Source organism: Bradyrhizobium sp. BTAi1 (genome assembly GCF_000015165.1).
Classification (GTDB): domain Bacteria; phylum Pseudomonadota; class Alphaproteobacteria; order Rhizobiales; family Xanthobacteraceae; genus Bradyrhizobium; species Bradyrhizobium denitrificans.
Genome location: NC_009485.1, coordinates 3,775,985 through 3,797,563, shown reverse-complemented (window position 1 = coordinate 3,797,563; position 21,579 = coordinate 3,775,985). Strand labels below are relative to the sequence as shown.

The 21,579-nt window shown below is 64.3% G+C and carries 19 protein-coding genes; 3 read left to right on the top strand and 16 right to left on the bottom strand.

What is annotated here, in order from left to right; genetic code table 11:
- Positions 1-21 precede the first annotated feature (21 nt).
- The 4 genes from BBTA_RS16985 to BBTA_RS16970 form a co-directional block, all read right to left on the bottom strand.
- On the bottom strand, positions 22-1,692 hold the full coding sequence (locus tag BBTA_RS16985) for an aromatic/alkene/methane monooxygenase hydroxylase/oxygenase subunit alpha (RefSeq protein WP_012043725.1): 1,671 nt from the start codon (positions 1,690-1,692) through the stop codon (positions 22-24).
- Positions 1,693-1,858: 166 nt separating this feature from the next.
- Positions 1,859-2,158: a hypothetical protein gene (locus BBTA_RS16980; protein WP_244424443.1), complete on the bottom strand. Its 300-nt coding sequence runs from the start codon at positions 2,156-2,158 to the stop codon at positions 1,859-1,861.
- Positions 2,158-2,535, bottom strand: a complete 378-nt coding sequence (locus tag BBTA_RS16975) for a hypothetical protein (protein ID WP_012043723.1) — start codon at positions 2,533-2,535, stop codon at positions 2,158-2,160. The genes BBTA_RS16980 and BBTA_RS16975 overlap by 1 nt, the downstream gene beginning before the upstream one ends.
- 51 nt (positions 2,536-2,586) lie before the next feature.
- Positions 2,587-3,630: an NAD(P)-dependent alcohol dehydrogenase gene (locus tag BBTA_RS16970; protein WP_012043722.1), complete on the bottom strand. Its 1,044-nt coding sequence runs from the start codon at positions 3,628-3,630 to the stop codon at positions 2,587-2,589.
- Between the two features lie 338 nt (positions 3,631-3,968).
- On the opposite strand from BBTA_RS16970, the gene BBTA_RS16965 reads away from it, so the two are divergent.
- Both BBTA_RS16965 and BBTA_RS16960 read left to right on the top strand, forming a co-directional pair.
- Positions 3,969-5,849 (top strand): sigma-54-dependent Fis family transcriptional regulator, encoded by a 1,881-nt coding sequence (locus BBTA_RS16965; protein ID WP_012043721.1) that lies wholly within the window; start codon positions 3,969-3,971, stop codon positions 5,847-5,849.
- Positions 5,850-5,891: 42 nt separating this feature from the next.
- Entirely contained in the window at positions 5,892-6,332 is a 441-nt protein-coding gene (locus tag BBTA_RS16960; protein WP_012043720.1) for an SseB family protein, read from the top strand.
- A gap of 856 nt (positions 6,333-7,188) precedes the next feature.
- Here BBTA_RS16960 and BBTA_RS16955 read toward each other — a convergent pair.
- The 12 genes from BBTA_RS16955 to BBTA_RS16895 all read right to left on the bottom strand — a co-directional run bounded on the left by BBTA_RS16955 (position 7,189) and on the right by BBTA_RS16895 (position 19,838).
- Positions 7,189-7,695, bottom strand: coding sequence for a hypothetical protein (locus BBTA_RS16955; RefSeq protein WP_148221458.1), 507 nt, complete (start codon positions 7,693-7,695; stop codon positions 7,189-7,191).
- An 8-nt stretch (positions 7,696-7,703) separates the two neighbouring features.
- Entirely contained in the window at positions 7,704-8,171 is a 468-nt protein-coding gene (locus tag BBTA_RS16950; RefSeq protein WP_148221457.1) for a hypothetical protein, read from the bottom strand.
- Between the two features lie 1,180 nt (positions 8,172-9,351).
- Positions 9,352-10,122, bottom strand: a complete 771-nt coding sequence (locus tag BBTA_RS38195; RefSeq protein ID WP_012043716.1) for a TIGR02391 family protein — start codon at positions 10,120-10,122, stop codon at positions 9,352-9,354.
- On the bottom strand, positions 10,119-10,910 hold the full coding sequence (locus BBTA_RS16940) for a hypothetical protein (protein ID WP_012043715.1): 792 nt from the start codon (positions 10,908-10,910) through the stop codon (positions 10,119-10,121). The genes BBTA_RS38195 and BBTA_RS16940 overlap by 4 nt, the downstream gene beginning before the upstream one ends.
- Positions 10,911-10,917: 7 nt before the next feature.
- Entirely contained in the window at positions 10,918-11,634 is a 717-nt protein-coding gene (locus BBTA_RS16935) for a hypothetical protein (RefSeq protein WP_041750705.1), read from the bottom strand.
- A gap of 579 nt (positions 11,635-12,213) precedes the next feature.
- Positions 12,214-12,723, bottom strand: coding sequence for a hypothetical protein (locus BBTA_RS16925; protein ID WP_012043713.1), 510 nt, complete (start codon positions 12,721-12,723; stop codon positions 12,214-12,216).
- 11 nt (positions 12,724-12,734) lie between these two features.
- Positions 12,735-14,339 carry a glutamine-hydrolyzing GMP synthase gene (gene guaA, locus BBTA_RS16920; RefSeq protein WP_012043712.1) on the bottom strand — a complete coding sequence of 535 codons (1,605 nt, stop codon included), beginning with the start codon at positions 14,337-14,339 and terminating at the stop codon, positions 12,735-12,737.
- Between the two features lie 509 nt (positions 14,340-14,848).
- Positions 14,849-16,147, bottom strand: a complete 1,299-nt coding sequence (locus BBTA_RS16915) for an RsmB/NOP family class I SAM-dependent RNA methyltransferase (RefSeq protein WP_012043711.1) — start codon at positions 16,145-16,147, stop codon at positions 14,849-14,851.
- Between the two features lie 15 nt (positions 16,148-16,162).
- Complete coding sequence (locus tag BBTA_RS16910; RefSeq protein WP_012043710.1) at positions 16,163-16,501, bottom strand: MAPEG family protein; 339 nt, start codon at positions 16,499-16,501, stop codon at positions 16,163-16,165.
- A gap of 141 nt (positions 16,502-16,642) precedes the next feature.
- Positions 16,643-17,665, bottom strand: coding sequence for an NADP-dependent oxidoreductase (locus BBTA_RS16905; protein WP_012043709.1), 1,023 nt, complete (start codon positions 17,663-17,665; stop codon positions 16,643-16,645).
- Positions 17,666-17,820: 155 nt separating this feature from the next.
- A complete protein-coding gene (gene guaB / locus BBTA_RS16900; protein WP_012043708.1) occupies positions 17,821-19,308 on the bottom strand; it encodes an IMP dehydrogenase in 1,488 nt (495 codons plus the stop codon).
- A 281-nt stretch (positions 19,309-19,589) separates the two neighbouring features.
- The gene (locus BBTA_RS16895) at positions 19,590-19,838 is read right to left on the bottom strand and encodes a hypothetical protein (protein WP_012043707.1); all 249 of its coding nucleotides are present in this window, start codon (positions 19,836-19,838) and stop codon (positions 19,590-19,592) included.
- Positions 19,839-19,976: 138 nt separating this feature from the next.
- Between BBTA_RS16895 and BBTA_RS16890 the strand changes: the two genes are divergently transcribed.
- Positions 19,977-21,464: an MDR family MFS transporter gene (locus BBTA_RS16890; RefSeq protein WP_012043706.1), complete on the top strand. Its 1,488-nt coding sequence runs from the start codon at positions 19,977-19,979 to the stop codon at positions 21,462-21,464.
- Positions 21,465-21,579: the final 115 nt, after the last annotated feature.

Genomic DNA, 21,579 nt, shown 5'->3' with positions numbered 1-21,579 from the left:
CGGCCCCCTGCTCTCGTATCGTCAATGGCAAGGATTGATGGTGAAGCCCTTGCGATAGTCGGCGACCGCGATCTCGCGCTCGATCGGCGAGAGCGCGCGGAAGCCGCGCAGCGGACTGCCAAGCTGGTGGCCGCGCACGTGGTCGAGCGTCCACATGTCCTTGGCGTCGAACCGCAGATGCGGCTGGGCCGTCAGGGTCTTGCCGTCCGGACGAACGAAGCCGAGATCCTTGATGGCGTCGGCAATGTCCCAGCCGTGGTAGCAGTCTTCCCATTCGCGGCGACCGCTGAAACGACCCATTGCCGGCGTGGCACGGCCTTCATACTCGGCGGCAAATGCCACCTTATGGGTCCAGCGGCAGCCTTCCGAGCAATAAGTATAGATCTTGCCGTCGACCTCGTCACAGACGAAGTCCTCGCGGATCAGGCAAGGCACCATGCAGCTCCAGCAGCGGTGCGGATAGACGTAGCCAACGTCGCTGTTGAACAGGATGTTGGTCTCGCCCGGCACGCTCAGCTTCGCATACCACTTCCAGAAGTCGCCGAACTCAGCGTACCAACCCGGATATTTGTGCTCGAACCACTCGAAATCCTTCTCGGTCTGGGCCTCGATGCGCCAGAAGTTCGCCGACCAGCCAACCGCGAAGAACTGCGCGGTCTTGTGGACATAGTTCTTCTTGACGATCCGGTCCCAGGCGGCGGCGACGTCGTCATGGTGGATCTTGATGCCGTACTTTTCCAGCGGCAGCATGTAAGTGCGATAGTAATCTTCATAGATCCAGCGGTGCCAGAGCTCCGCATAGGACTCCTTGTTCTTGTCGCGGTTTGTGGTGCCGTATTCGATGAAGGTACCGATCGCGGCGTCGACGATGGCGTGGTTCTGCCAGAACGCGTATTTCAGGTCGCGCTCGAGCAGCTGATGGTTCGACGGATCGTTGATCATCGCCATCAGCATCGAGTGGCCGTTGCCGATGTGGCGCGATTCATCGGACTGCACCGACAGGAACACGGTCGGCAGTGCGTAGTCGCCGTTGCGGGCGGCCTCCGACGGCATCGCGACGAACAGGGTGTTGGTGAAGGCCGTCTCGGCGACCACCGTGAGATAGACGTTCGCGGCGGTGATCGCGTCCCCGGTCAGGAAGCCCTCGGCGAACTGGCGCCCGATGGTGGTGGCGTAGCACTTGCCGAACGCGGCTTCGGTGATATCAAACCCAGCCGGATCGATATAGTTCTCCATGTACCACTTCTTGAGGTTCATCTGGATCGTCGAGTGCCGGAACTCGTCGACCATCTGCATCGTGAAGCCGGTACGCAGCTCCTCGCCCGGCGCCAGCCGGCCGACCATCGCCATCGATCGCGCCGCTGAGATTTCCGGGAACGGGATGATGGCCAGGAACAGCTTCATCCATTCGACCCAGCGCGGCTCGACATTGCGGAACATGTCGCCGCGCAGCGCCGCGTCGAGAGCTCCATAGACGCGGTTGTCCTTCTCCTCCTGCATCGGGAAATACGAGCGCAGGACCTGCTTCATCGGATCGCGGGGAGTTTTCGAAATCTTGTAGTCGGTCGGGAACGTCATCGCCTCCTGGACGTAGCTCGGCGTCCAGCCGAGATCCGCGACGCGATTGGCAGCCTCGGCAATCGTGATGCCCTTCTGGGCGGTAATCTTATTGAGCGTCAGACTTGCAGACATTTCCTTCTCCTTTGAACGTTGCATCAGCTTCTTGGTCAGGCCTTGATCGTTCGATCGAAGGAGCTACGCCAAACGACGACTCCCGCGACGTCTCCTGCAAATTCACGTCTGCCCATCAACTTTGAGGTCCGAAAATTGACTTTGACTCCCGCAATGAATTGGCATTTCAGACCGGCTTGGCGGCGTCCGCCGCCCCGCCCGCTTCCGTGCCGCGGCTGACCAGAGGCCGGCCTTCCGCGACGAACTTCGCCGCCAGCACCAAGGTGCCGATGGCAAACTCTTTGCCGTGTCGCACGATCATCGCCTCGGCGACCTCGCCGACCGTCGCGAAGAACGCGTCCTTCGAGCGGTCCTCCTCGGTCGGCTCCGGCGGCGGCGGGTTTGTCTGGCTGCGTACCGGCGGCACCGCCGAGACGGGCGCACCGGACGTCCTGAGATTGAGCCTGTTCATGTCGACCTTGCTCATCATGCATGTCCCGTCCGTTTGTGGTCATCCTCGGTGGGTGAGCTGTCGAACTCCAACAGCGCGTGATTGAGCCATTCGCGCTCGGCGACGAGGCGGGTGTGCTCGTCGCGAAGCTGGCTCAGGCGCTCCGTCACCCTGGCGAGTTCGTCCTGCACAGCGCGGCCGCTGTCCGAGCGCGCGACATCGCGCCGCGCGCATTCCAGCTCGATCTCGGCGCCGCCGCGCGCACTTTCGTTCCGGAGCTGCATTTCGTTATTGCGGATGATGCCCTCGATCAGCCTATGCCGCGCGATCATGCGGTCGCGCGCCTGCTGCAGCCGGGCCGCTTCCTCGGCCGTGATCTGTGGCCCGCTTTCGCTGGACTTGGTCACGAGCATCACTCTCGTTCGACGATTGGGGTGGACACCGCGCATCTGGCCGCGCCCGCCTTACGGGATCAGCACGGCGCGTCCGTGGATACGCCCATGATGCAGGTCATGCAGCGCGTCATTGGCCTCGCTCAGCCGGTATTCTTTGGTATGCAGGTTCACGAGGCCGCGGTCGGCCAACGCCATCAACTCGACCAGCTCCGCATAGGTGCCGACCAGATTGCCGACGATGGTCTTCTCGGTGGTGATCATGTCGATGGTCGGCAGATCGATCTTGCCGCCATAGCCCACGATGTAATAGGAGCCGCCATTGGCGGTCATCGCGAGACCCTTGGCAATGGCATCGCCCTCGCCGACGAAGTCGATGACGGCCTCCGCGCCGCGACCGCCGGTCAGCGCCAGCACCGCCTCGACCTCGCCGCCATCGGCCTTCACCAGGTGGTGCGCCCCGCAGGTCTTGGCGAGCTCCAGCGATTTGTCGGAGCGGTCGACGACGATGATCTCCGCCGCACACAGCGCCGCGAGAACCTGGATGCCGATATGGCCGAGGCCGCCGGCCCCGATCACCACGGCGTATTCGCCCGGCAGCAGATGACGCGACGCCTTCTTGGCCGCGCGATAGGCCGTCAGGCCGGCGTCCGTGTAGGGCGCGACGTCCTTCGGCGCCAGCGACTTTGGCAGCTTGATCAGCGAGCGCTGTCCGGTCAGCAGATATTGCGCGTAGCCGCCATTGGCGTTGATGCCAGGAAAGGAGCTGTCGAGCGCGTGCATGTCGTTGCCGCGCCGACACGCCAGGCAATGGCCACTGGTCACCAGCGGGTGACAGATCACGCTGTCGCCGACCTTGACGCCTTCGACGCCAGGGCCAACAGCTTCGACCCAGCCTGCGTTCTCATGACCCATGATGTAGGGAAGCTTGACGTCGACCTTGCTGCGCCAGATGCCCTCGACGATGTGAAGATCGGTACGGCAGACTCCGGCGCCACCGATGCGCACAATCACGTCCATCGGACGCGAGATCTTCGGGTCGGCGACCTCTTCGTATCTGACGAACTCCTTCGCCGTCAGCTTTTCATCGAATGCATGGAGAACCGCGGCCTTCATGAACTCCCCCCGGATATTTTTCGTTTCGACGTCAACGTATCGCAGCCGTCGTTGACGAGAGTTGAGCAAGAGCTATGCCAGCGAGCTAACAGGCTGATAATCCGGATCTTCTCAGCCGCGCCTGCGCCGGTCTTCGGTCCGCCGCGGATCAATGCTGATTGCACAACTGTTCCGGGACGGAACAGTTTTCGCGATGCAAGAACAGCTTGCGACGGCAGCGGCGCATTTTTGCTTTTCGCGCGATTGCTCTATGCTGATCGAAGCAGCACCAGATCACGAACAATCAAACAGCCGCGGCGGCCCGAATAAGGCAAAGCCACGGACCGGGAGGATGGACGATGCTGCCTGCCAGCCGGCGCCTCGATGGCGCGTGGTTGAAGCTCGACGATGAGGGGCATCCGCCAGCCGGTCTGATGTCGGCCGACATCTACGACAGCTGGATGCGCTGCATCACGTTGGGTCTCGATGCGCTGCGTCCGCCCTCGCCCGAATTCGTCGATGCCGCCGTGCTGCGGCAGGAGCAGCAACGCTGCTCGCTGGTGCGCGGCCTCGCTTTGGCCGAGATGCACACGCTGCATCAGCAGATCGCCGGCTCCAATTTCATGATCGCGTTTGCCACCGCCGAAGGGCTTCTGCTCGACAGCATCTCGGATTCCAGCTTCAGCGATGCGTCAGATGCCGCCTGCATCCGCGCGGGCTCGATCTGGACCGAGAGCATCTGCGGCACCAATGGGCTCGGCACGGCGGCCTATCTGAAGCGGCCGATCGTCGTGCACGGCCGCGAGCACTTTTTCGCCCGCTACAACAACCTGACCTGCGTGGCGGCGCCGATCTTCGCGCCCGACGGCGAGGTCGCCGGCATCCTCGACGCGTCGTCCGATTGCATGTCGCGCCAGGCGCACACACAGGCGCTGGTGGCGATGGCCGCGACCCAGATCGAGAACGGGCTGTTCCGCGAGCAGCATCGCGGCAACATACTGATCGCCTTCCACAACCGCGGCGAATATCTGCACACGCTGAGCGCCGGCCTGCTGGCCGTCGACAATGACGGCCGGATTCTCGCCGCCAACCGCGCCGCGCGTGTGCTGCTGCACGGCCTGCCGGCCTTCGCCGGCCGCCTGTTCGGCGATGTGTTCCGTGGCCGGTTCAGTGACTTCGTCGACGAGGGCCGGCGCAAGGAGCGACAGCGGCTCGAGGACGATGTCGGGAGCCAGTTCGTCGCGACGATCGAGAACAGCCGCCAGTTCCCGATGACGCATCGCGTGCTGGCACCACGGCCCGCGCCGCCGAAGAGCCCGGCGGCGGCGTTCGTCTCCGCCGATCCGAGGATCGCGGCCATCGTGCAGCGCGTCGCCATCGCCGCCGCGCGCAAGATGCCGATCCTCATTCGCGGCGAGACCGGCACCGGCAAGGAGCAGATGGCACGGCACGCCCATGCGGCGAGCCAGCGCGCCGGCTCCTTCGTCGCCGTCAATTGCGCCGCCCTTCCCGACAGCCTGATCGAGGCCGAGCTGTTCGGCTATACAGAAGGCGCCTTCACCGGTGCCAGGAAAGGCGGCTCGGCCGGCCTGTTCAAGGAGGCCGATGGCGGCACGCTTTTTCTCGACGAGATCGGCGACATGCCGGTGACGTTGCAGGCAGTGCTGCTGCGCTTCCTCGACGACTGGACGGTGCGGCCGGTCGGCGGCAGCAAGCGCGAGGTCGACGTGCTCCTGGTGTCGGCCACCAACGCCAATCTCGACGACGCGATCGCCAAAGGCCGCTTCCGATCCGACCTGCTGTTTCGCCTCAACACGCTCGAAGTGACGCTGCTGCCGCTGCGCGAGCGCACCGACTTCGCCGACATCGCCCGCCATTTGATGGCGAAGATCGATCCGTCGATCGCACTGTCCGAGGCTGCCATTCAGCGGCTTGCACAGCGGAGCTGGGACGGCAACATCCGCGAGCTTCGCAACGTCCTGGCGCGGCTGTCGCTCAGCGAGACCGGCCCGGTAATCGACGCCGCCACCGTCGACGCCGCCATCGGACCCGGCAGCGCCGAGCCCGTCGCGCCAAAGATCAAGATGAACGAAAGCGCACCGGCCGACCTGCACGAGATCCAGCGCGCCCTCGTGCTCGCCACCTTCGCGGAGACCGGCAACAATATCAGCAAGACGGCGCGGCGGCTCGGCATCTCGCGCAACACCGTCTATCGCGCGCTGCGCGGCAAGCCGGGCTGACGCGCGCATGACAAGGGCTCGATCAATCCAAGGGAGGCCACGATGTTCGAACCGGAGAACAGTCTCGAAGCGCTGATGCAGGCGGCCGGACGCGACCCCGCGATCATCCCGCGGTTCTACCGCGCGCTGCTCGAGGCCGAGATCTATGTCCTGACACCGGAGGCCCGGATCGAGCCCGGGCAACGCCGCTCGCTGGCGCGCCAGGAACGCATCAACGTCGCGAGCGTCGAATTCCAGGGTCTGACTTGGCTGCCGGCGTTCACCTCGAGGAAGCGCATCTCCGACTATGTCAAGGCACCGGAGGCCTGCCTGGGCGCCACGGCGCGCGACCTGTTCACGATGCTGCCCGACGCGAATTTCTGGTTCAATCCGCTGTCCGAATGCCAGAAGCCGATGCCGGCCAGCGAAATCCTGCTGCTGATGAATGGGACGATCTTCGACAAGCTGCAGGCGGCGGACGCGGCTCGGCACGCCGGCCGGTGATCACGTTTCCGCGGCGGAGCGGAAGGGTACTGGCCTCTCCGAGCTGCTAGCGAGGCTGAACGCCAATGCAGGTTGTCGTACCATCGGTCTCGCGGGCTGAAACGCTGCAGGGCCGCGGCTTCACAGGCTTGTCCACGATCTCCGGCTGAGCCCCGCCGGACTTTGTCGCTGCCGCCGTCGCATCTTGAGCCGACGTCGTGTTCGAGGGACCGCTCTGACCCGAGGTGGATGGAGCCGTCCCACCGGGTTCGCTGCCCTTGGGCGGCACGCCGGCGGTTCCGCCGATCACACCGCCAACGGTCGGCGCATGTTCCAGGCCGGCGGCTGGATGATCAGGGCTGACCCGTTTGGGCGCGGCGTTGGCACCCGAAGCAGTGTTCGGAGCAGGCGGCCCTCCGCCTATCTGGCCGGCGGGAGGGCCGCCGCCAACGCTTTGACCGGCCCCTGTTCCCGCCGCAGCCGATCCCGAACCTGCGCCGGCCCCCGCCGCCCCACCGCCACCTTGGGCCCGAGAGGCGTGCACCGAAGCGGCCGCCAGAAGGCTGATGATGAGGATCCTGATAGATGACTTTCGCATGCCAACCTCCCAATCTCGGAAGAACAAGGCTCTTGGTGGCGTCACGTTCCATCTCGGAAAGGACGATTATGCCGATCTCGATGCGCCACAGGCTCCCCGGGCTGACGAGCGGCGGCGTCTTCGGCTCAGGACGGGAACCACGTCCCGCCATTCATCCGGGCAACGCAGCTGACCAGCGCCGCTGAGCTGAGCGCCGACAGTCCTGCCGCCCCGCTGTTGCATTGGCTCTTGTCTTGAACGGGCCACCTGGGGGCCAACCTTGCAAACGCAGCATGGAGATCACTCGCCGGCCGACAGCGTAACGACCGGATCGGCATTCGCAGCCGATCGGATCGCCATCGCCACCGCCGACATCCCTCGCCAATCCAGGCCAAGGTGAGCACCGGCTTGTTGCAGCTGGGCGTCGTCCTGTCCGCCAACGATCACCGTCAAAATGGATCTCTCGTCAGCCGAGAGGCGATTGCATGATGATGGCAGACAGACGAGATCACGATGCCTTCGGATCCGTCGGACGAGCGCCGCCACATGGGCAACAACGAGCGGCGCGCGCTCACCGCCCAGCTCCCGCTCGGCGACATCAAAAGCCGCGTCCCAGCAATCCACATGGCCGGTCGCATAGCCCGCCGCAATCGACCGCAACACAGACAGGACGACCGCCTTCCAGTCCTCACGGCCACAATCGCCTGAGCGCCTCCATCTTTCGTATCTCGCAAACCCGCATGTGGCGGCACACTCATCGACATGTGTGGCGCCAAGCAGATCCCGAGGTCGTTGAAAGGCCGTCATGAGCGGTCCTAGTGCAAAGTGAGTGATCCGACCTGCCAACTTCGCATGACCATCGTGGCTTGCCGTTCGGTGTCGTCTGCATCGTGAATAGGAAGCATCAACCCGGCATTGGCGAAAATCCGTCCAAACCCGCAGGCCGGCCCCATGATCCAACTAGCAGCAGACGGCGGAAGCCACTGTTCGAAGCGCCTCCGAGCGATGTCAAAGCAGCCGTACTGGACAGCGGCTACGGCTTGCAGCAACCGGCATTCGCTCAGCGACACACACCGGCAGCCGGAGGCGTGAAGCTCAACTGGAGCATGGGCCGTGCGCGCGAACACGTCGAGCATCGCCTCAAGCGAATGCACGGCGTCTGCCACCTTGAACTGCTCATAGACCTGACGCAGATCGCCTACGCTCGCTCGTCCGAGACGTCGCGAATGAGCGACGACGCGGACCCCCCAGATGAGCAATCGCCCGCTGATGTCGACAGTCATGAGGCCGTCGGCCTCACTTTTGATAGCGTTATCCGAATTCACCATCCTACCCCGATGAGAGCGACGACTGACCCTGTTTCGACATGTGCGATGTGATCGCGAATACAAGTCGTGTGCACCGTGCTGTTTGATCTCATTTGCGCAGCCATCCGCCGCAAGTCAACGCGCGGCGCTGTGACATAGAGATCTTCTACGTCGCGACCTAGAACAAGTCGAAATCGGATCGACCGGTGTTGTTTGTACGAAACAGCCATGCTCTTTGCGTCTCGACTTGAATCATGGCTTAAGCAGCAATCTGCGCTCCCTAATGCACGAATTGGCCCGCGATCCTCGACGGGTCGGGCTCGGGCATGCTTCACCGCCGCGGCAGATCACTTTGGAGCAGAGCGGCAAACGCAGCAGATGGGTTGGTGACAGGCCGCAGATCACCATGCCCCGCCCGTTTGCTGCGCGGCATCGCACGACGTCTATTATACGCTTCAAACAGCGGGCATGGCTGCGGTGTCTCGCGGCGGACTCCGCCCGAGTTGTCGTCCCGAGAGAACCTCTCCCTTGATGAAGAGGCGCAGGGAAGGCCGGGTATCGACTGATACCCGCGGTCCGCGTGCAGCAAATAAGCACGCGGTAGAACCACAGGTTCAGCCCAATATCCGGCCTTCCCTGCGCGACGGTTTTTCGGGTTATAGGCGCTCTCCCCGGGGATCGGCTGTCTTGCCCCCGTCGCCAGCGGATCATCATCACCACCGGCTTGGCATCAGCACCGCGATGCCAGGACCACACCATTTCGCCGTCGCCTCGCTCCGTTCGTCGGCGCGGGCTGTAACACCCGGCTGCAGAGCAACACGCCCGTCGCCTCCCCGGCTCGACGCTCGTGACGATCGCGAAACGTCCCTCTTCAGCGAGCCGGGATGCGCTGATATGTGGAGGTGATTTGCCCGACGTGGCAAGGGAGACGTGCGCGACAAACTGGCACGACGGGCAGTTGATGCATGCGGGGTGTGCAAGGGTTGCCCGTCGTGCACAGGCGTGATCCCGGCTGAAAAACAGTCTATCTAACTATACGGCTTGAATGGCGCGCCAGGAGCGAGGCGACCGTCGCCGCTCTTCTGCATTGAAAACAAAAACAAGTCGCCGTCACCGCCCCGTGGCTCGTACCGCATTCTGCAACCACCAGCAGACTTCATTGCAGGCGCCGCGCGCCGTCGACCAACTTCGCTAGGAGGCTGACGAAAGCAATGAATTCCAAGGCACGTTCTGGATCGTCCTTCATCAGCCGGTGAGCCCGCGGGTTCCGAAGGCCAGAAACCGCTCCGGATAACATTCCCATGAAGCCTTTTTGCTCGTTCCTATCGCTCTCGTTCTTCAAATCATTGAACGCCAACACCGGGTTCTTGACGCTGAAGACGTACTCCATGAGTTCGTTGCCATCTCTGTCGTCCACCCCGCTCCTCAACCGCACGAAAGCGTTGAGAGCTTTCACCGCATCCTCTATCGCATTCGCGTAATGCCCATCCAGATAGAGTTGGCTTGCTGCGCGCGCGATTTCCGGGTGCAGATCAAGACCTTCGTAAGCGCGCAGGTGGCGGGCTTCCGCCTCGTGCTCTGCGTCGCTTTCAAGTTCTTGCAGCCGTTTGATGGCGTCCCTTATAGCGTTTCGTGCCCGCGCCGTTCCGCGCTTGAACTCAGCCACGTTGTCCGAGTGCTTCGCAGGGTACGTCAGAACGAACCAAGCCTCATCGACAGAAAAATCGTGGGCTTCTATTGTTCCCTGACCAAAAACGTCATCCATCGTGGCGCTTATGGCAACCGCTATGCGTTGCGCCTCGTTGTACCAGTCTATTGTTTCGACTTCAGCCTCATCAATCTCGGGAAGTTCCGCAAGCCGCCGCTCGAGCTTCTTGATGGACGAGGGAATGGTCTGCACTGCAATTTTTGCGCGACGCCGGATCATTTTCGTACCCCTCGTCTCTTTCGCGATCTCACGGATCGAGGCTTATCACTTCCGTTGATCAACGAATGAAGGTGTTGTTCTCCCGGACCCGTGATGTGATAGTTGCCATCACGGGCCTTGTGAATGTGGCGAGCATCCTCAAGCCGCGTTAGCGTCCGGGTAACTGTTGGTGGCGGTAACTTTGCGGCTTGGCCCAACGCCGTTCTATCGAGGCCAACTGGACCGACACGAGCGAGCAAGAGAAGGAGTTCGCAATCCGCCGACACCTTCCGCGTTACGACAAACTCGTCCCCAAACTGCTCGATGAACGGGATGTGTGGGCGCATCAAATTCTGCAATGCGAGGTTCACCGATGCCTCATCATCGGAGTGAAACTGTCGAAGTAGCTCCGCGACCACCCAAGAGGCCGCTTGAACGCTCAGGGCTACGTCAATCGCTCGCGGATCGACTTCTTTGACGTGGATTGCGCCTCGCTTACTGCGAACGTCGTAGATCATAGAATGTGCAATGCGCGGGACGAGCAATCGCAAGCCTTCCGGTAGCGCGCCGTCCTTCTCGATGTCCTTGACCGTTTGCAGTGCAGACTTGATTTCCGGTGGAGCAGTTCCAGACCGGATGAATTCGACGGTGCGGAGGGTGTGTTCTACGAACTTGCCGCTGGCTGCGAGTGCCCCATCCAAGTCGCCTCGTTGAGCGCGGGCAACGAGGTTCTCGTAGTTGGTCAGCAAGTCCGCGAGCAACTTCGGCTCAATGGCTGCCGCTAGATTTCTAAGGATCAAATCTCTCATGCGTATTTCATTTTGCCTGCGTGTAGACCCAGACGCTCTTTCCGTCCACCTCCGCCTCTGAGCGCGTCAGACGATCACCCCGTACAGCCTTTAACAAAAGCTGCGGGATGCTGGTGCGCGCGATGATGACCCCTGATTGACGAAACTTTTTTTGCACATCTCCAAGCGTCCGCGGCTCGGCGAAGAAGCCAGCCTCAATCCAGCCGTCGAACCGAGCTTGCTGGCTTCCGCTCTTTCCGCTCGCTTTGGTCCCGCCATTCGCACGGCGACGACGCTGATCGACCCGGCTTGACTTCGGCTCAGCCCCAGCCGGCTTGGCAGCACGTCTTGCTCTCGGTGCCCGCGCAACACCTTCGCCGTTCAATTCAGCCTTGACCGCATGAAGGCTTGCAGCACGCACAGAGTAGCGGCCGTCCTTGCCCGCGATAAGGTTACGTTCTCGCAAGTCAATAAGTATCGGCCGCACCGTTCCTCCGGGCATTCCGAGGTGGTCCGCGATTTGAGTGGGCGTAGCATCCGTGGGCACACCTGCCGAAATGAAGGGCCAGCCCTGCAATGCCACCAAGTAGACCAGCACCTTCTTTCGCGCCGCCAAGGCGGTTCCGCTCGGAGTGAAGGCGATTTCCTTCTCGTCTTCGTCGTACCGCACGTAATCTGAGACGATTGCCTCGATGTCAGCCTCCTTCAGGGAAGCCTTGGAGGCGACCAAGTCCTTCAATGCCATCGACACGGTCCTATAAACGAATAAACCAATACAAAAATACGACGGTTCGCAAAGGTGTCAACGGTTGGAACTCACCATCCCCACGTTGCACAGGTACCCGATCGCCTCGGTAGGGTCTACCATCGCGAGACGTTCGCCTGAGACACGAGAGCCTTCTTATTAGGATTGACAAATTGCCAATTATTTCAATGTCTAATGAGACAAGATGCTGATATGATTGTGATCGGATATGCCCGCGTAAGCACACCGATCACATCCTGGATGTCCAAGAGAACGCCTTGCGCTCGCGGGGTTCTGATCAGATTCGCTCTGAGAAGCGCAGCGGCGTTAAAGGCGGCGAGGAGTTGCGCAACGTCTTTGACTTCCTCAACGGGCGACGTGCTCATGGTAACCCGCACCGACTGCTTGGTCCTCAGCATCGGTAACCTTCAGGACATCGCGCGCGGTCAAGACCCGTGGCGCATCCCTACGGCAGCTGAGCAGCCCATCGACATGAGCACCGCTGGCGGCGAATGCTTCCTCGGCATGTTCGCCGAGTTCGGCATTACGGCGCACAAGACTACAAGAACCCGGGCGCAGTCAGATCAGCACCTTAAACGACGCCATGAACTTCCGGTCGGCCGCGTCCCAGCCCTCTAGCGGCTTGCGCTTCATGACCTGCACGAGGAAGGTGTGCGGTCCGGAGACCGTCGTCAGGCCGCCTCCCCAGACCTTGTCGCTGCTGAAGGTGAAGCGCTTGGCGGGGAGCATGGCGCCGCTCGCCGACTTGAACTCGGTCTTGTCGATCGAGAGGAATTCGCCCGATACGCGCTCCACCAGTCCGTCGAGCATGGACTGCATCATCAGGGCCGGCTTGCCTTGGATCGGCCAGGACGCATGGAAAACGGCGAAGGCCTTGTTGCCGTCCTTGGCGAGAAACGTCGTCGACGAAAGTCCAAGCAGGCCGCTCGACTTTTCCTCCGGCGGCGTCGGAAATTCGACCGAGAAGAAATGCTCGGCCGGGGCGAACACGCGGCCGGCGAAGGCCGGGGCCGGGATAACGGCGCCACTGAGGATGGCCAACAGATGGCGTCGCGATATCCCGCTCATGACGGCCTACCCTACTCCCACTCAATCGTCCCCGGCGGCTTGCTCGTCACATCATACACCACCCTATTCACGCCCTTCACCTCGTTGATGATGCGCGTCGCCGTGTTGCCTAAGAACTTCATGTCGAACGGATAGAAGTCCGCCGTCATTCCGTCGGTTGACGTGACCGCGCGCAGGCCGACGACGTAGTCGTAGGTGCGGCCGTCGCCCATGACGCCGACGGTCTTGACGGGGAGCAGCACGGCAAAAGCCTGCCAGATGGTGTCGTAGAGGCCGGCCTTGCGGATCTCGTCGATGTAGATGGCGTCGGCTTTGCGCAGGATGTCGAGCTTGTCGACCGTGATCTCGCCGGGGCAGCGGATGGCGAGGCCCGGGCCCGGGAACGGGTGGCGGCCGACGAAGACGTCGGGCAGGCCGAGCTCGCGGCCGAGCACGCGGACCTCGTCCTTGAACAATTCGCGCAACGGCTCGACCAGCTTCATGTTCATGCGCGCCGGCAGGCCGCCGACATTGTGGTGCGACTTGATCGTCACCGAGGGGCCGCCGGTGAAGGAGACGCTCTCGATCACGTCGGGATAGAGCGTGCCCTGCGCCAGGAAATCGGCGCCGCCGATCTTCTTGGCCTCGGCCTCGAACACGTCGATGAAGAGTCGTCCGATGGTCTTGCGCTTCTGCTCCGGGTCGGTGACCCCGGCGAGCTCGCCGAGGAAGAGTTTTGAGGCGTCCACATGCACCAGCGGAATGTTGTAGTGGTGCCGGAACAGGTCGACGACGGTCTCGGCCTCGTTGAGCCTGAGCAGGCCGTGATCGACGAACACGCAGGTGAGCTGGTCGCCGATCGCCTCGTGGATCAGCACCGCGGCAACGGCGGAATCGACGCCGCCGGAGAGGCCACAGATCACCTTGCCCTTGCCGACCTGGGCGCGGATCTTCTTGATCTCCTCGGCGCGGAAGGCGTGCATGGTCCAGTCGCCGCCGAGGCCGGCGATGTTGCGCACGAAGTTGCGGATCAGCTTGGCGCCATCAGGCGTGTGCACCACTTCGGGGTGGAACATCAGGCCGTAATATTTGCGCGTCTCGTCCTGGATCACGGCGAAGGGCGCGTTCGGCGAGACACCGGCCACCGAGAAGCCCGGCGGCATCTGGGTGATGCGGTCGCCATGGCTCATCCACACCTGGTGCTGCTCGCCCGGTTGCCAGACGCCATCGAACAGGCGGCTCGATGTCTTGACCTCGACGTCGGCGCGGCCGAACTCGCGGTGGTGGCCGCCCTCGACGGTGCCGCCGAGCTGGGCGGCCATCGTCATCTGGCCGTAGCAGATGCCCATCACCGGGACGCCCGAGTCGAAGATCAGCTGCGGGGCGCGCGGGGAGCCGGCCTCGTGGACCGATTCCGGGCCGCCGGACAGGATCACGGCCTTGGGCTGCATCTGCCGGAAGGCGGCCTCCGCCTTCTGGAACGGCACGATCTCGCAATACACGCCGTCCTCGCGCACCCGGCGCGCGATCAGCTGCGTGACCTGGCTGCCGAAATCGACAATCAGGATCTTGTCGTGGAGCGCGGCCACGGAGGTCTCAGTGGCGGCGCTGGCGGGGGTGTCGGGCTGGGCTGTCATGGCAAGGAATTACGCCGCTGCGGGGGGACTCGCAACCCTCGCAAGCGGGCGATTCACCGGTCTGTCGTTGACTGAAAGGCCCCCTCCCAGATCTCCGTCATGGCCGGGCTTGTCCCGCCATCCACGTCGATCGACGCGGTTGGAACGACGTGGATGCCAGGGTCAAGCCCGGGCATGACGACGGAGAGAGATGGCGCCGTAGGAGTGGGCAAAAGGCCCTGGCACGATGGGGCGTTTGGACCACACCGGCGCGCGCCGTGCCCACCGTCGGGCGGCGTCCGCCGCGGTGAGACGGAGGCACGGCGCCATTGCGAGCTCGCGTGTGGAAACGAAGGGCCGCGCCTTTGCCCACCCGACGATAGCCGAGGGTGGCGCGACCGCCTCCCCCGTCATTGCGAGCGCAGCGAAGCCATCCAGAGTCCCGTCCGCCACCCTGGATTGCTTCGCTGCGCTCGCAATGACGGAGGAAAGAGCTTTGACGCGGAGAGACCTCGGATGGCGGAGAGAGCTTATGCCTTCTTCAGCACCGACACGAAGAACCCGTCCGTCCCGGTGCGGCGGGGGGTCATCAGCCAGCCTTCGTCCGACTTCAGCGCGGCCTCGGCAAAGGCTTCGGCCTTGTCCCAGAGGACGGTGGCGGTCTGGTCGGGGGGCTGGATGGAAAACTCCGGGTGGCGGGCCACGAAGCCGCGGACCTGATCGCCGTTTTCCGGCTGCAGCACCGAGCAGGTGATGTAGGCGATGCGGCCGCCGGGCTTGACCAGACCGGCCGCCCGATCAAGCACTTCAGCCTGGTCCTTCAGGCGGATCTCGAGCGCGCCGGGGCGCATGCGCCATTTGGCGTCGGGGTTGCGGCGCCAGGTGCCGGTGCCCGTGCAGGGGGCGTCGATGACGACGAGATCGGCCGAGGCCCTGATGTCGGCGAGCGGGTCGGCGTCGCCCTTCGGGCTGCGGACATCGGCATTGTGGACGCCGGCGCGCGACAGCCGCTCATGGATCGGCGCGAGCTGGCGCTTGTCGTCATCGGTGGCGATCAGCCGGCCCTTGCCGCCCATCATGGCTGCCAGCGCCAAGGTCTTGCCGCCGGCGCCGGCGCAGAGATCGATCACCTGCTCGCCGGGCTTGGCGGCGGTGAACAGCGCCGCGAGCTGCGAGCCCTCGTCCTGGACCTCGATGGCGCCCTTGATGAAATCCTCCTCGGCATGGATGCCGGGATTGCGCGCATCGGCCCCGAGCGTGATGCGCAGGCCGATCGGCGACCACGGCGTCGGCACCGCGCCAAGATGCTTCAGCGAGGCCTGAACCTTCTCGCGCTTGGCTTTCAGCGTGTTGACGCGCAAATCGAGCGGCGCACGGCTGGCCATCGCCATGGCCTCGGCGACGCGGTCGTCGCCGAACACGGCGGCGAGATACGGGTCGAGCCAGTCGGGATAGTCCCCCGCGACCGGCGACGGCGCGCCCTCGGTGGTGCGCGAGGCCAGCGCCTTCTCCTCCTGGTCGGTAAGCGGCGGCGGCGCGAAGCGGCTGCCGTCGCACATCGCGCCGATGGTCGGCACATCCAGGCCGCGCTCGAGCTTGAGCATGCCGAGCACGCGGGCGCGGGCGCTGTCGTCCTCCATCACCCAGGCGCTGGAGGCGCGGCGGCGCAGCACGTCCCAGACCAGGCCGGCGATGGCGGCGCGGTCGCCGGAGCCGGCGAAGCGGTGGCTGGTGCCCCAGTCCTTCAGGGCCTTGGCCGCCGGTGCCCTGTCGGCCTCGATGGTCTCGATGATGTCGATGGCGGCGGACAGCCGGGCGGCGGGGGTCATTGAGAACAATCCAAGCTAGAGAAGAAGCAGCATCTTCAACGCGAAATACAACCACATGGCCAGCAGCACCAGCGCCGAGGCGGTCCAGGCGAGACCGCGCTGGCGGCCGTCCGCGCTCCGGAGGAGCCCGGCATTGACGAAGCGGGTGACCACGAACACCCAGGACAGCAGCACGATCGCCAGATCGGCATGGCGCAGCGGCAGCGCCAGCGCGATCAGCGCATAAAACAGCGTCGGCAGGCCGAATTCCTCAGCGGCCTCAGCGGTCTTGGCGCGTCCCTTGGTCCAGAACAGAAGCGCGAAAGTGAGCCCGACCTCGACGAAGACGGGCAGCAGAACCATGGTCAGCGACATCGAAGATCCCCCTTGAGGAAAGCCGAAGGCCCGGCGCGACGCCGGGCCTTCATGAATGAACCGGTTCCCTCAGGACTCCCGGCAACCGTCCGTGGTTCCCGTATTTTTGCGGTCGTGCTCAACTTTCACATCAGCTGTGGCTCAAGCCTTGTCCGGCCCGACCCGCACCAGCTGCTTGCCGAAATTGGCGCCCTTGAGCAGGCCCATGAAGGCGTCCGGGGCGTTCTCCAGGCCCTCGGTGACGTGTTCCTTGTACTTGACCTTGCCGTCGCGCACCCAGGCCGACATGTCCTTCAGGAAGTCGCCATGGCGGCTGGCGAAATCCGAGACGATGAAGCCGCGGATGGTGAGCCGCTTGGTCAGGACGTTGCGCATCAGCGCGCCGGCCCATTTCGGCGCCACCGACTGGGTGTCGTTGTAATGCGCGATCAGGCCGCAGACGGGCATGCGGGCAAAGGCGTTGAACAGCGGGAACACCGCCTCGAACACCGGGCCGCCGACATTCTCGAAATAGACGTCGATGCCCTTGGGGCACGCCGCTTTCAGCTTCGCCGCAAGATCGGGATCGCGATGGTCGAGGCAGTCGTCGAAGCCGAACTCGTTCTTCACATAGTCGCATTTGTCCTTGCCGCCGGCGATGCCGATGGCGCGGGCGCCCTTGATCTTCGCGATCTGACCCACGGCCGAGCCGACCGCGCCGGACGCCGCGGCGACCACCACGGTCTCGCCCGGCTTGGGCTGGCCGATGTCGAGCAGGCCGGTATAGGCGGTCATGCCGGGCATGCCGAGCACACCGACGGCGGTCGAGATCGGCGCCAGCTTGGGATCGACCTTGGCGAGGCCCTTGCCGTCGGAGATCGCATGCGTCTGCCAGCCGGCGCGCGCCAGCACGATGTCGCCGGCCTTGAAGCCGGGATTGTTGGAGGCCACCACCTCGCACACAGTGCCCGCCTCCATCACGCCGCCGACCGGCACCGGCTGGGCATAAGACGGCCCGTCGCTCATGCGCCCGCGCATATAGGGATCGAGCGACAGCCAGATCGTGCGCAGCAGCACCTCGCCGGCGCCGGGCGTCGGAATGGCGTGCTCCTCGAGACGGAAGTCACTCGGCTTGGGCTCGCCGACGGGACGGGCGGCGAGAACGATGCGCTTGGCTTGGGACATCAGATGTTTCCTCTTTTGTTGGTTGTGACGGTCGGTGCCGAACCCAAAGGAGCCGTCATTGCGAGCGAAGCGAAGCAATCCAGGGCGGCGTGCGCAACCCCTGGATTGCTTCGTCGCTTCGCTCCTCGCAATGACGGAGAGAGCGGGCGTGTGGCTTACGCCCCGCCCGGATAGTTCGGGCTTTCGCGCGTGATCGTGACATCGTGGACGTGGCTCTCGCGCAGGCCCGCGCCGGTGATGCGGACGAATTCGGCCTTGCCGTGGAATTCGCCGAGATCCTTGGCGCCGACATAGCCCATGGCGGCGCGCAGACCGCCGGCGAGCTGGTGCATGACATTGCCGACCGGGCCCTTGTACGGCACCTGGCCCTCGATGCCTTCAGGCACGAGTTTCAACGTATCCTTGATGTCCTGCTGGAAGTAGCGGTCGGCCGAGCCGCGGGCCATCGCGCCGACCGAGCCCATGCCGCGATAGGCCTTGTAGGAGCGGCCCTGCCACAGGAACACCTCGCCCGGCGTCTCGTCGGTGCCGGCGAGCAGCGAGCCGACCATGGCGACGTCGGCACCGGCGGCGAGCGCCTTGGCGAGGTCGCCCGAGAACTTGATGCCGCCGTCGGCGATCACGGGCACGTCGGCCTTCTTGGCGGCCTCGACCGCATCCATGATCGCAGTGAGCTGCGGCACGCCGACGCCGGCGACGATGCGCGTGGTGCAGATCGAGCCCGGGCCGATGCCGACCTTGACCGCGTCAGCGCCGGCATCGATCAGCGCCTGCGCGCCGTCGCGGGTGGCGATGTTGCCGGCGATCACCTGCACCGCGTTGGAGATGCGCTTGATGCGGTTAACCGCTTCCAGCACGCGCGAGGAATGGCCATGCGCGGTGTCGACCACGACGAGGTCGACGCCGGCCTCGATCAGCTTCTCGGTGCGCTCGAAGCCGCCCTCGCCCACCGTCGTCGCCGCCGCGACGCGCAGCCGGCCCTGCGAGTCCTTGCAGGCGAGCGGATGCGCGACCGCCTTCTCCATGTCCTTGACGGTGATCAGGCCGACGCAGCGATACTGATCGTCGACGACCAGCAGCTTCTCGATGCGGTGCTTGTGCAGGATCTTCTTGGCCTCGTCCTGGCCGACGCCCTCGCGCACGGTGACGAGGTTCTCATGCGTCATCAGCTCGGAGATCTTCTGCCGCGGATCGGTGGCGAAGCGCACGTCGCGGTTGGTGAGGATGCCGACCAGCTTGCCCGGAATGCCTTTGCCGCCGCCGGTGACGACGGGAATGCCGGAGAAGCCGTAATCCTTCATCAGCGCCAGCGCATCGGCGAGCGTCGCGTCGGGCGCGATGGTCAGCGGGTTCACCACCATGCCGGATTCGAACTTCTTGACCTGGCGGACCTGCGCGGCCTGGCCCTCGGGATCGAAATTGCGGTGGATGACGCCGATACCGCCGGCCTGCGCCATCGCGATCGCCATGCGCGCCTCGGTGACGGTATCCATGGCGGAGGCCATGATCGGGATGTTGAGCGGGATTTCACGCGTCACGCGCGAGCGGATGTCGACCTCGGAGGGAAGCACATCGGAGAGGCCCGGCTTCAAGAGCACGTCGTCGAAGGTAAAGGCTTCGCGAAGTGTCTGCACGGTCGCCATCGTCAACTCCTTGTCTGCGGCCTGATACGGCCGCGATGCTGATGCGGATGAGCGGCGGCGCCGTCGAGACCATGCCTCGCCGTCGAATCGATGCCCATCGGTGGGGTTGACGCGGGTCGATAGCATGGGCCTGTGACGAATCAAAGGGCCGATCCGTCACCATCCGGCGATTACGCGGGATGGCGGCGGAGAGCCTTAATTTTCGCGTCACGAGCAATAAAAGATCGCGCAGGGCGCGATTCCGGAGCGGAAGTTCCGTTCCTGGCGACCCCCGCCAGGACTCAGCGCCACGCGCCCGGCGGCGGCCCGTAACGCCGGATCGCGTCCACTACCTCCCGGTGACGCCGGTCCTCCCGCCGCATGTGCACGGCGATCAGAGCGTGCGCCGAGGGCACCAGCAGCAGCACGTGGAAGAACAGGCCGAGGACCAGGCACACCACGCACAGCGCCAGATTGAACACCGCCGCGAACGGCTGCCCGTTGAACAACAGGCCCAGCGGCGGCACCAGAGCGGCGAGCAGGTAGATCATCGGCACATCTCCAACAAAGGGGACGCGACAGCGTCGCGCTGGATCTAGTGGGCCATGCCGCCAGCGCAATGGCCTCGTTCGTCGCAGGGTGTTAAAGCCGCACCGCCCGCGTCTCCCTCCTCCCGCCACCGACATCCGATGAACAAGCAACGCGTCATTCCGCTGATCGTCGCCACTGCCCTGTTCATGGAGAACATGGACTCCACGGTCATCGCGACCTCGCTGCCGGCGATCGCCAGGGACATCGGCACCAGCCCGCTGACGCTGAAGCTCGCCATCACCTCCTATCTGCTGTCGCTCGCCGTGTTCATCCCGGCGAGCGGCTGGACCGCCGACCGTTTTGGCGCGCGGCGGGTGTTCTCGAGCGCCGTCGCCGTGTTCATGATCGGCTCGATCGGCTGCGCGCTGGCGAACTCGGTCGAGAACTTCGTGTTCGCGCGCATCCTGCAGGGCATGGGCGGCGCGATGATGACGCCGGTCGGCCGGCTCGTGCTCTTGCGCTCGGTCGACAAGAGCGCGCTGGTCGGCGCCATGGCCTGGGTCACCATCCCCGCGCTGATCGGCCCGGTCATCGGGCCGCCGGTCGGCGGCTTCATCACCACCTATTTCTCCTGGCACTGGATCTTCCTGATCAACATTCCGATCGGCATCGTCGGCATCATCATGGCGCTGCGCTTCATCGATCCGATCAAGAGCGACAATCCCGAGCCGTTCGATCTCTATGGCATGGTGCTCGCCGGCCTTGGCCTCGCCGGTCTCGCCTTCGGCCTCTCGGTCGCGGGTCTCAATTTGCTGCCCTGGTCGGTGGTGGCGAGCCTGGTCGCGATCGGCGCGATCTCGATGACGCTCTACGTCCGCCACTCCTGGCGGACCAATTCGCCGGTGCTCGACTTCTCGCTGCTGCGGCTGCCGACCTTGCGGGCCTCGATCGTCGGCGGCTTCATGTTCCGGCTGGGGATCGGCGCCCTGCCCTTCCTGCTGCCGCTGCTGATGCAGCTCGGCTTCGGCCTGTCGCCGTTCCAGTCGGGCCTCGTCACCTTTGGCTCCTCGGCTGGCGCGATGGGCATGAAGGCCTTGGCCGCGCGCCTCATCCGCGCCTTCGGCTTCCGCCACCTGATGACCGTCAACGCGGTCGTCAGCTCGGTCTTCCTGGCCGCCTGCGCGCTGTTCACGCCGGCGACGCCGCTGCTCCTGATCGTCATCATCTTGTTTGTCGGCGGCTTCTTCCGCTCGCTGCAGTTCACCGCGATCAACACCGTGGCCTATGCCGAGGTCGAGACCGCGCAGATGAGCCGCGCCACCACGCTGACCAGCGTCAACCAGCAGCTCGCGATCTCGGCCGGCGTCGCCGTCGGCGCGTTCTCGGTGGAGACCACGATGTGGGCGCATGGCGCGAGCCAGCTGACCGCCACCTCTTTCGCGCCGGCCTTCATCGTCGTCGCCATCACCTCGGCGCTGTCGTCGTTCTTCTTCTGGCAGATGCCCGACGATGCCGGCAGCGAGATCTCGGGCCGCAAGGTCGCGGCCATCGCCAGCCGCAAGGGCGCCGAGAAAGGGGTGGAGAAGGCAGCGACCAAATCGGCCAGCGAAACCACGCATGACGCGCGGGATCAGCGGCTGGGTTAGCTGATCCCGGCTTCGTCATCGGGCCCGGGCGGGAGCGACGCCTGGACATCGGCTGGCATCGATAAGTCCCCGGATATCATTGCGCTCCGGACCACGACGCTGAACCCGCCTCGAA

Excerpts from the sequence above, each read along its gene's own strand:
- BBTA_RS16985 (WP_012043725.1), bottom strand. The coding sequence starts at position 1,692 with ATGTCTGCAAGTCTGACGCTCAATAAGATTACCGCCCAGAAGGGCATC.
- BBTA_RS16980 (WP_244424443.1), bottom strand. The coding sequence starts at position 2,158 with ATGAGCAAGGTCGACATGAACAGGCTCAATCTCAGGACGTCCGGTGCG.
- BBTA_RS16975 (WP_012043723.1), bottom strand. The coding sequence starts at position 2,535 with ATGCTCGTGACCAAGTCCAGCGAAAGCGGGCCACAGATCACGGCCGAG.
- BBTA_RS16970 (WP_012043722.1), bottom strand. The coding sequence starts at position 3,630 with ATGAAGGCCGCGGTTCTCCATGCATTCGATGAAAAGCTGACGGCGAAG.
- BBTA_RS16965 (WP_012043721.1), top strand. The coding sequence starts at position 3,969 with ATGCTGCCTGCCAGCCGGCGCCTCGATGGCGCGTGGTTGAAGCTCGAC.
- BBTA_RS16960 (WP_012043720.1), top strand. The coding sequence starts at position 5,892 with ATGTTCGAACCGGAGAACAGTCTCGAAGCGCTGATGCAGGCGGCCGGA.
- BBTA_RS16955 (WP_148221458.1), bottom strand. The coding sequence starts at position 7,695 with ATGACGGCCTTTCAACGACCTCGGGATCTGCTTGGCGCCACACATGTC.
- BBTA_RS16950 (WP_148221457.1), bottom strand. The coding sequence starts at position 8,171 with ATGACTGTCGACATCAGCGGGCGATTGCTCATCTGGGGGGTCCGCGTC.
- BBTA_RS38195 (WP_012043716.1), bottom strand. The coding sequence starts at position 10,122 with ATGATCCGGCGTCGCGCAAAAATTGCAGTGCAGACCATTCCCTCGTCC.
- BBTA_RS16940 (WP_012043715.1), bottom strand. The coding sequence starts at position 10,910 with ATGAGAGATTTGATCCTTAGAAATCTAGCGGCAGCCATTGAGCCGAAG.
- BBTA_RS16935 (WP_041750705.1), bottom strand. The coding sequence starts at position 11,634 with ATGGCATTGAAGGACTTGGTCGCCTCCAAGGCTTCCCTGAAGGAGGCT.
- BBTA_RS16925 (WP_012043713.1), bottom strand. The coding sequence starts at position 12,723 with ATGAGCGGGATATCGCGACGCCATCTGTTGGCCATCCTCAGTGGCGCC.
- guaA (WP_012043712.1), bottom strand. The coding sequence starts at position 14,339 with ATGACAGCCCAGCCCGACACCCCCGCCAGCGCCGCCACTGAGACCTCC.
- BBTA_RS16915 (WP_012043711.1), bottom strand. The coding sequence starts at position 16,147 with ATGACCCCCGCCGCCCGGCTGTCCGCCGCCATCGACATCATCGAGACC.
- BBTA_RS16910 (WP_012043710.1), bottom strand. The coding sequence starts at position 16,501 with ATGTCGCTGACCATGGTTCTGCTGCCCGTCTTCGTCGAGGTCGGGCTC.
- BBTA_RS16905 (WP_012043709.1), bottom strand. The coding sequence starts at position 17,665 with ATGTCCCAAGCCAAGCGCATCGTTCTCGCCGCCCGTCCCGTCGGCGAG.
- guaB (WP_012043708.1), bottom strand. The coding sequence starts at position 19,308 with ATGGCGACCGTGCAGACACTTCGCGAAGCCTTTACCTTCGACGACGTG.
- BBTA_RS16895 (WP_012043707.1), bottom strand. The coding sequence starts at position 19,838 with ATGATCTACCTGCTCGCCGCTCTGGTGCCGCCGCTGGGCCTGTTGTTC.
- BBTA_RS16890 (WP_012043706.1), top strand. The coding sequence starts at position 19,977 with ATGAACAAGCAACGCGTCATTCCGCTGATCGTCGCCACTGCCCTGTTC.